This window comes from Sphingobium sp. (assembly GCA_023266575.1).
GTDB lineage: Bacteria > Pseudomonadota > Alphaproteobacteria > Sphingomonadales > Sphingomonadaceae > Sphingobium.
The window spans coordinates 47,709-56,658 of sequence record JAHFPV010000019.1 but is presented as its reverse complement, the minus strand read 5'-3'; the positions used below and the strand labels follow the sequence as shown (position 1 = coordinate 56,658).

The window sequence follows — 8,950 nt, the reverse complement described above, 5'->3', positions numbered from 1 at the left end:
CTCGACTTCGGCTCTAACCCAGAAACCCACGGTCCCATCCGTCAGACCGTCTGGGGTGGCCACCCCAGACGGTCAACCCGAATGCAACTGCTCTCAGGTCAACCGCAAGATGCAAGAAACCCGTGAGCGACGTTTCTCGACTTCGCTCGAAACGAACGGATCGAGGTAAAGTCATCGCGTTCTAACTGATCGCGTCGATGAGGTCCGGCAACTCGGCCAAGCGATCGATCTGGCGGAAGCGGACATGGTCAGCCGGGGTGTCCGCGATTTCATGGACCCAGGCGCCTTCCTGCGGGATATAGGCGGCCCAGGCCCCGGCCTCCAGCGCGGGGCGGATGTCCGATCGCATTGAGTCGCCGGCCATGATCGCTTCGTGCGGCGCGACGCCATATTGGCCGAATACGCGGCGGAAGGTGTTTTCTGTCTTGTCGCTGACGATTTCGATTCCGCTGAACAGGTCGCCGAGGCCGGAGGCGGCAAGTTTCGATTCCTGGTGCAGCAGGTCGCCCTTGGTCACCAGCACAAGCCTGCCCCTATGGGCCAGCGCATCGAGCGTTTCGGCGACATCGTCGAACAGGTCGACCGGATGCGCCAGCAGCGCACGTCCGGCGGCCAAAATCTCCTCGATCATCGTTTTGGAGATTTGATCCCCGGCCAGTTCCGCCGCGGTCTCGATCATCGAGAGGGTGAACCCCTTAGCCCCATAGCCGTAGAGTTTGAGGTTGCGTCCTTCGCAGGCGTTGAGCGTGTCGCGGGCGATGTGGGCGTCGGCAAAGGGCTGGAGCATGGCCACCAGCGCCTCTTCGGTCGCATTGAAATGCCGCATATTGTGCCAAAGCGTGTCGTCGGCATCGAGGCAGATGAGCTTGATCGTCATGCGCTTATCCTAGCGTTTGGCGGTCGGGCTGGCGATTGTCATTTTTTCACACTGTGCGCCATCAGGCGAACCATCAGCGTCTCCAGCCGGGCGGCGTCGATCATGCGGATGACGGTGGCGGGCTGTTCGCCAAGGCCGGGGCGATAGGGCGCGAACCAGGAGAGCATGTCGCCATAGCCGGGGCCGAACTGGCTGTTATAATCGACATAAAGCGTCTGCTGGTCGGTCACGAGCGTCGGGTCGAGCCAGACGCCCGCCGCAATCTCGTCCCACAGCGGGAAGCCGGGTTCCATCGCGGCAATGAAGCGGGCGAGGTCGGGGCTGGCGGATTTTGCCATGCGGTCGAGCAGCGACCGGCGGCGCTGGGTGCCCGTGGAGGGATCGACCGGCACCACGGTAATCGCCTTCCACGGGCTGCGCGCGACGATGCTGGCGGCTTCGGGATCGAAGCGAATGTTGAATTCGCGCCGGGGCGTGTTAACGAATTCGCGCGCAAAATCGGCAGCAGCGCGATTGTCGAGCGCTTGCCGGGGATTGAGCGAGCCGCCCATATAGACAAGCTCCTTCGCCAGGCTGGCGAAGGCCGGGTCGAGCCGCTGCGCGAGAGCGAGGTTGGTGAGCGGCCCGGCGGCGATGATCGTCACTTCGCCAGGATATTGGCGAACCATGCGGATCAGGAAATTGGCGGCAATCTCGTCGCGCGCCCTGGTCGTTGGATTGCCTTCGGGCAGGTTGACCGAATCATCGGGCCCGAAATAGGGCGGCGTAGTTTGCTGGGTGGGCTCGACCCATTGCTTCATCCAAGCGCCCTTCCATGTCAGCTTGCCATAGAGGGCTTCCCAGCGGTCGGTCAGGCTTTCCGAATTGAGCAGCGGATAGGTCGCACCCTGCACGACCGGCACGTCGGTGCGGTGGGCGATTTCCAGCCCGCGCAGCGCCATGGCGGTGGCGCGATTGGCCCATGTGTTGCCCGACACGGTGGTGATGCCCAGCACATCGACGTCGGGCGCCTCCAGCAGCATGAGGTGCATCAGCGCAAAGCCCTCATCGTCGATAATGACCTTGCGTTTGGGCGTGTCGGCAAGGGCGAGGCCGATGGTCAGGAGCAGCGCGACGAAAGTGGCAAGCAGCCTCATAGACAGGCGTCCAGTCGTTCAAGATGGGCGGCGATGGCGTCGGGCGGCAGGAAGGAGCCGGTGAAGCTGTTGCGGGCAAGCTGGACGAGTTGCGCTCTGGTGAGGCCGCGCGCCGCCGCCGCCGCGCTATAATTGTCGGCGATATAGCCGCCGAAATAGGCGGGATCGTCCGAATTGATCGTGGCGCGCAAGCCAAGGTCCAGCATCCGGTCGATCGGATGATCGGCCAGATCATGGATGACGCAAAGTTTGAGGTTGGAGAGCGGGCAGACGGTGAGCGTCATCTCCTCACGCACCAGCCGATCGACCAGCGCATCATCCTCCAGCGCGCGGTTGCCATGGTCGATTCGGTCGACATGGAGCAGGTCGAGCGCCTGATAGACATAGGCGGGCGGGCCTTCCTCCCCGGCATGGGCGGTCAGACGCAGACCCTTGGCGGCGGCGGCGGCGAACACGCGGGCGAATTTTTCGGGCGGATGGCCGTTTTCGGAGGAATCGAGGCCAACCGCGGCGATCCGGTCGAGCCAGGGGTCTGCGGCGGCCAGTGTCGCAAACGCCGCCTCTTCGCTCAGATGGCGGAGGAAAGAGAGGATGAGCGCGCTGCTGATGCCATGGCGCACCTGCGCGTCTCCACAAGCGGAGAGCAGCCCCTCGATGACCGTGGCAAAGGGGATGCCGCGATCGGTATGGGTCTGCGGGTCGAACATGAGTTCGGCATGGACGACGCCATCCGCCGCCGCGCGATCAAAATAGGCGGCGGCTAGATCATGGAAATCTTGGCTCGTCCGCAGCACGTCCGCCCCGGCATAATAAATGTCGAGAAAATCCTGTAAGTTACCGAAAGCATAGGCGGCGCGGACATTTTCCACACTGGCATAGGGGATGGCGACGCCGTTGCGCTTGGCAAGCGCGAACATCAGTTCCGGCTCCAGACTGCCCTCTATATGCAGATGAAGTTCGGCCTTGGGCAGGGCGCGGATGAAGCTGTCGAGATCGGTCATGATGCTATGCCTTGTCGGTCCCAGGCGCATTGGCCCATGATGTGGGTCCGCGCGATGACGCGGTCATCGCCCAGGATTTGCAGCGCGAAGAGGCGGTCTGCAAGCGTGGCATTGGCCGTGCGGCGCGCCAGCAGCGGGGTGGCCGCACAGTCGAGCAGGACGAAATCAGCCTCCTGCCCCGGCTCCAGACCGCCGACCCGGTCGTCAATGTGGAGCAGCGCCGCGCTGCCCACTGTTGCGAGATAAAGCGCGCGAAAGGGATCGAGCGGATAATGGCGCGACAGGGCAGCCTGATAGGCCAGACCCGCCGTATGGAGCAGCGAGAAGGAGGTGCCTGCGCCGACATCGGTGCCCAGACCGATCCGCACGCCATGGGCATCCGCCTGCCCGAAGTCGAAGAAGCCCGACCCCAGAAACAGGTTGGAACTGGGGCAGACGGCAATCCCCGCGCCGCTCTGCGCCAGACGGGTGCAGGCGCGGTCGGACAGATGAACGCCATGGGCGAAAACCGACCGGTCGCCGACCAGACCGAAGCGGTCATAGACGTCGAGATAGTCCTGCGCAGTTGTAAAGCGATCGGCCACGGCGGCACATTCGCGCAGATTTTCGGCCAGATGGGTGTGCAGCAATATGTCGGGATGGTCGGCCAGCAAACTGCCCGCGACCTGCAACTGTGCATCCGACGATGTCAGCGCAAAGCGTGGCGTCACTGCATAGCCCAGCCGCCCGCGCCCGCGCCAACGGCGGATCAGGGCTTCGCTCTCGTCGCGCCCGCTATCGACCGTGTCCGCCAGTCCGTCGGGGCCAAGGTCCATCAATATCTTGCCTGACAGGATGCGCATGTTGCGGCCCAGCGCTGCATCGAACAGCGCGTCGACCGAATGGGCATGGACGGTGGGAAAGACGAGCGCGCTGGTCGTGCCGTTGCGGAGCAATTCATCCAGAAACAGGTTCGCCGTCCGGTCGGCATGGGCGCGGTCGGCAAAGGCCTTTTCAGCCGGGAAAATATGGCGATCCAGCCAGTCGAGCAATTGTTCGCCGTGCGAGGCGATATGGTCCATCTGCGCATAATGGATATGGGCGTCGATGAAGCCGGGGACGATGAGGCCGGATAGTTGCTCGACTGACAGATCGGGATAATGGCCCGCCAGCGCGGTATAGTCACCGCGCGCGACCACGATGCCGTCCTCCACCACCAGCAACCCGTCGGGTTCGTGGCGAATGGCGTCGGGATGATGATGCGGATCGCGCGATACGGACAGGAGTTCGCCGCGAAAGCCACGGATGGTCATGCGTTCCTCAATTGCAGCAATTGGGCCAGCACGGCGATGGCGATGACATCGGGTTCCTTACCCGTGACACCCGGCACGCCGATCGGCGAGGTCAGGCGACCGCGCGCGTGCGTGTCGATGCCGTCGCGCGTCAGCCGCGCATGGAAACGCGCGCCCTTGGTGGCGGAGCCAATCAGGCCGATATAAGCGCAAGGGGAGCGGTTGAGCGCCGCGTGAGTCAGGCGATAGTCGAGGCCATGGTCATGGGTCAGGATGAGAATGGCAGCGTCATCGGGCGCGTCGGCGACGCATTGCTCGATCGCGGCTTCCGGCACGACCGCAACGCCCTCGATCGTCTCGAACACCGGGCGGGTATCGAACCAGGACAGGCGAAAGGGCAGATTGACGGCGTGACGGGCGATCGCCTGCCCGACATGGCCAGCGCCAAACAGATAGAGCGGCCTGCGGTGCTGGCCGATAATTTCCGCCAGACTGTCACCGGCACGGGGACGATCGCCGCGCGCCGACAGGCTGGATGGCAGGGCATGGTCGCTCACATGCCGGTCCACCCGGTCTGGTAGGAAGGTTGAGACAAGGATGCGCTCATCCGCCGCATCCGCCAGCCAGTCCATGGCTGTGGGATCGCAATGTTCAATCAGCAGCCGCACTCGTCCGCCGCAACATTGGCCCAGCAATGGTCCCAGCGGATAATCCTGCACCCGCCAATGGCCGGGCGGCAGCGCGAGGATGGCGCGGGCCTGCTCGACCGCGCGATACTCAAGCTGACCGCCGCCAATCGTGCCGTGCAACGCCTCGCCGGTGACGAGCATCCGCGTCCCCGCCCCGCGCGGCGCTGAGCCTTCGCTCGCCAAGATGCTGATCAAGGCGCTTGGTGTCTTGCCTGCGACGCGCCGCAGCCAGCCCAGCCACTCGCTCATCGCGCGCGGTGCTCGCTCACCGCGCGCAATATGCGTTCGGGGGTGGCGGGGGCGTCGAGGCGGGGCAGCGCCCGGACGTCCGGCGCAACCGCAGCGACGGCGCGGGTCAGGGCGGAAAAGACCGAGATGGCGAGCATGAAGGGCGGTTCACCCACCGCCTTGGACCGGTTGATGGTCGGTTCGACATTCTCGCCATCCCACAGGCTGATCGTCATATGGGCCGGACGATCCGACGCGGTCGGGATTTTATAGGTCGCGGGCGAATGGGTGAGCAAGCGGCCCTGATCGTCGAAGATCAGTTCCTCGGTCGTCAGCCAGCCCTGCCCCTGGATGAAGCCGCCCTCGATCTGGCCGATGTCGATCTGGCGATTGAGCGAACGACCGACATCGTGGAGGATGTCGACGGCCAGCACCTTATGCTCGCCGGTCAGCGTGTCGATCGCCACTTCCGTTATCGCCGCGCCATAGGCGAAATAATAGAAAGGGCGGCCCTGATGCGCGTCCCGGTCATAAGCGATGCCCGGCGTCGCATAATAGCCGGTGGCGGCGAGCGAGATGCGACCGATATGCGCCTTACGGCACAGCTGGGCGAAGCTCAGGCGCTCGCTCCCGGCGATGACGCCTTCAGGCGTGAAATGCACATCACTATCGGTGCAACCGAAGGTGCGGGCGAGAAAGCCCGTCAGCCGGCCGCGGATCGTCATCGCGGCATTATAGGCGGCCATGCCGTTGAGGTCCGCGCCGGATGAGGCGGCAGTAGCCGACGTATTGGGCACTTTGTCGGTGCGCGTCGCGGTGATCCGCACCCGGTCGATCGGCACGGCGAACACGTCGGCGACGACCTGCGCCACCTTGATATACAGCCCCTGCCCCATTTCCGTGCCGCCATGGTTGATCTGGATCGACCCGTCGGCATAGACCAGCACCAGCGCGCCAGCCTGGTTCAAATGGGTGGTGGTGAAGCTGATCCCGAACTTGACCGGGGTGAGCGCGATGCCACGCTTGATGATCGGACTGGTGGCGTTAAAGGCCGCGATCGCGGCGCTGCGCGCGTCGTAGCGGGCGTCGGCGCGCAGCCGGGCGATGAGCTGGGGCGCGATATTGTCGGCGATCGTCATGCCATAGGGGGCGACATCGCGATCGGGACCGTAGAGATTGACGCATCGAACTGCCAGCGGATCATGCCCCAGATGCGCGGCGACATCGTCCATCACCCGCTCGATCGCCAGCATCCCCTGCGGCCCGCCAAAGCCCCGAAAGGCGGTGTCGGACACGGTGTTGGTTTTCAGCCGTTCCGAGACGATTTCGACGTGCGGCAACCAGTAGCAATTATCGGCATGGAACATCGCCCGGTCGTTGATCGCCGGGGACAGATCGACCGTCGCACCGCAGCGCGAAGCCAGGCGCAGGCGCAGCGCGAGGACATGGCCCGCGGCATCGAAACCCACATCATAGCCCACCCGGAAGGCGTGGCGCTTGCCGGTCATGACCATGTCGTCATCCCGGTCGCAGCGGAACTTTGCCGGGCGGCCGGTCTTGTCAGCGACCAGCGCGGCGGCAGTGGCGAACAGGGCGGCCTGTGTCTCCTTGCCACCAAAGGCGCCGCCCATGCGCCGCACCTCCACCGTCACGTCGGCGGAGTTGCGGTGGAGCATATGGGCGACCAGATGCTGGACTTCGCTCGGATGCTGGGTGGAGCAGAGCAGATGGATCTGGCCATCTTCGCCCGGCGTAGCGACGGCGACCTGCCCCTCCAGATAGAAATGATCCTGCCCGCCCATGTCGAAACTGCCGGTCAGGCTATGGGGGGCGTTCGCCAGCGCGGCGTCGGCATCGCCGCGCGCCATGCGCTGGGTCGGTTCGATCAGCGAATGGGCCGCCTGCGCCGCCTCGATCGTCAGACAGGCGGGCAGTGGTTCATAGTCGATCTTGGCGAGGCGCGCGGCCTTGCGCGCGGTGCGCTGACTGGTGGCGGCGACCAGAAAGATCGCCTGCCCCACGCAAATCACTTCGCCATCGGCCAGCAACCGGTCGTCGCCAGCCACCGGACTGACATCGTTCGCGCCGGGGATATCGGCGGCGGTAAAGACATGGATCACCCCTTCCGCCGCGCGGACGGCGGACAGGTCCATGGACAGGATGCGGGCGTGGGCATGGGCGCTCTGGCCGAAAGCCAGATGGAGCATGTCGGCCGGTTCCGGCCCGTCATCGGCATAGCGGGCCGCGCCGGTGACATGGAGCGGCGCGCTGTCATGCGGGTGGGAGGGCTTGGGCAGCACGCGCCAGGCGGGATCGCGATCAGCCATGGACGGCGTCCAGACTGAGGACCGACACCGCCTGCCCCTGTTCCCGGTGCCACAAGCGCAGCAGCAGATTGGCGGCGGCGTCGATCCGGTAGGCGGCGGACCCACGCACGTCGGAGAGCGGGGCATAGTCAGCGCGCAGGGCGTCGGCGGCCTGCTCCATCGTCGCCAGCGTGAAAGGCTGGCCGATCACTCCGGCTTCGCACAGCGGCGCGCGGCGCGGCGTGGCCGCCATGCCGCCAAAGGCGATGCGCGCGGCGGTGATGGTCCCATCCCGCACGGTCAGGTTGAACGCTCCGCACACCGCTGAAATGTCACTGTCGAAGCGGCGGGACAATTTGGCGATATGGATGATAGCATCGGGACCGGGGCGCGGAATCCACAGGCTTTCGACAAATTCCCAGGGGCGGCGGTCCTGCTTGCCATAGTCGAGGAAATAGTCCTCCAGGGGCATCGTCCGCTGCCCGTCGCGGCTGCGCAGGGTGAGTTCCGCGCCCAGAGCGATGAAGGCAGGCGGGCCATCGCCGATCGGCGATCCATTGGCGATATTGCCACCGACAGTCCCGGCATTGCGGACCTGCAACCCGCCGATCCGGCGGGTCAGTTCGCCCAGATCGGGATGAAGGCGGGCAAAGGCAGCATGGGCGTCGGCATAGCGCACGCCAGCGCCCAGCCGGACGCCAGCGGGGCTTTCCTCTATCGTCTGCAATTCGGCGATATCGCCCAGAAAGATCAGTGTGTCGATACTGCGCAGCCCTTTCGTCACCCACAGGCCGACATCGGTGGCACCCGCGACCATGCGTGCGTCGGGATGGTCGGCGAGCAGGTCGGCCAGCGCGGCACCACTGCGCGGCGCGAACCAGCGGCGCTCGCCATACTGGCCGGACGCAGCGGGCCTGTCGCGCAGAGCCTTGAGCGCCGCAACAGTCGCTATGTCGTCACGCTCCAAAGAGCCGATCGCATCGCCTGCCGCCAAGATCGGGCCATAGCCGGTGCAACGGCACAGATTGCCCGCCAGCACATCGGCGACCGGCAGGTCATGGCCGCTGGCCCGGACGCAGCGGCCATAGAGCGACATGACGAAGCCGGGCGTGCAGAAGCCGCATTGCGAACTGCCATTGGCGGCCATGCAGGCCTGAAGCGGGTTGAGCGCGCCGTCAGGGGCCAGGCTTTCGACGGTCAGCAATGCGCGGCCATCCAGCATCGGCAGGAACAGGATACAAGCGTTGACCGCGCGCCAGACAATCGCGTCTCGGTCGAGATCGCCGACCAGCACGGTGCAGGCGCCGCAATCGCCCTCGGCGCAGCCTTCCTTGGTGCCGGTGCGGCGCATGGTGTAGCGCAGATGGTCAAGCAGGGTTGCGGTGGGATCAACGTCGGCGATCTCGACCAGTTCGCCGTCCAGCAGGAAATGCACGCTCATC

Annotated in this window: 7 protein-coding genes; all 7 read right to left on the bottom strand. The window is 65.2% G+C overall.

Translation table 11 applies throughout. The features are described from left to right. Positions 1–181: 181 nt before the first annotated feature. Genes Q0D44_RS16190 through xdhA form a run of 7 tightly spaced genes read right to left on the bottom strand, consistent with a single transcriptional unit; the run spans position 182 to position 8,949 of the window. Entirely contained in the window at positions 182–877 is a 696-nt protein-coding gene (locus Q0D44_RS16190) for an HAD family hydrolase (protein ID WP_294137991.1), read from the bottom strand. A gap of 38 nt (positions 878–915) precedes the next feature. Continuing rightward, positions 916–2,013, bottom strand: a complete 1,098-nt coding sequence (locus tag Q0D44_RS16185) for a nucleoside hydrolase (RefSeq protein ID WP_294137990.1) — start codon at positions 2,011–2,013, stop codon at positions 916–918. Further along, the gene (locus Q0D44_RS16180; RefSeq protein ID WP_294137989.1) at positions 2,010–3,014 is read right to left on the bottom strand and encodes an adenosine deaminase; all 1,005 of its coding nucleotides are present in this window, start codon (positions 3,012–3,014) and stop codon (positions 2,010–2,012) included. The genes Q0D44_RS16185 and Q0D44_RS16180 overlap by 4 nt, the downstream gene beginning before the upstream one ends. Next, on the bottom strand, positions 3,011–4,306 hold the full coding sequence (guaD, locus tag Q0D44_RS16175; RefSeq protein WP_294137988.1) for a guanine deaminase: 1,296 nt from the start codon (positions 4,304–4,306) through the stop codon (positions 3,011–3,013). Before guaD ends, Q0D44_RS16180 begins: the two co-directional genes overlap by 4 nt. Next, complete coding sequence (gene xdhC / locus Q0D44_RS16170) at positions 4,303–5,223, bottom strand: xanthine dehydrogenase accessory protein XdhC (RefSeq protein WP_294137987.1); 921 nt, start codon at positions 5,221–5,223, stop codon at positions 4,303–4,305. Before xdhC ends, guaD begins: the two co-directional genes overlap by 4 nt. After that, complete coding sequence (gene xdhB, locus Q0D44_RS16165) at positions 5,220–7,529, bottom strand: xanthine dehydrogenase molybdopterin binding subunit (RefSeq protein WP_294137986.1); 2,310 nt, start codon at positions 7,527–7,529, stop codon at positions 5,220–5,222. Before xdhB ends, xdhC begins: the two co-directional genes overlap by 4 nt. Next, positions 7,522–8,949: a xanthine dehydrogenase small subunit gene (xdhA, locus tag Q0D44_RS16160; protein WP_294137985.1), complete on the bottom strand. Its 1,428-nt coding sequence runs from the start codon at positions 8,947–8,949 to the stop codon at positions 7,522–7,524. Before xdhA ends, xdhB begins: the two co-directional genes overlap by 8 nt. Position 8,950: the final 1 nt, after the last annotated feature.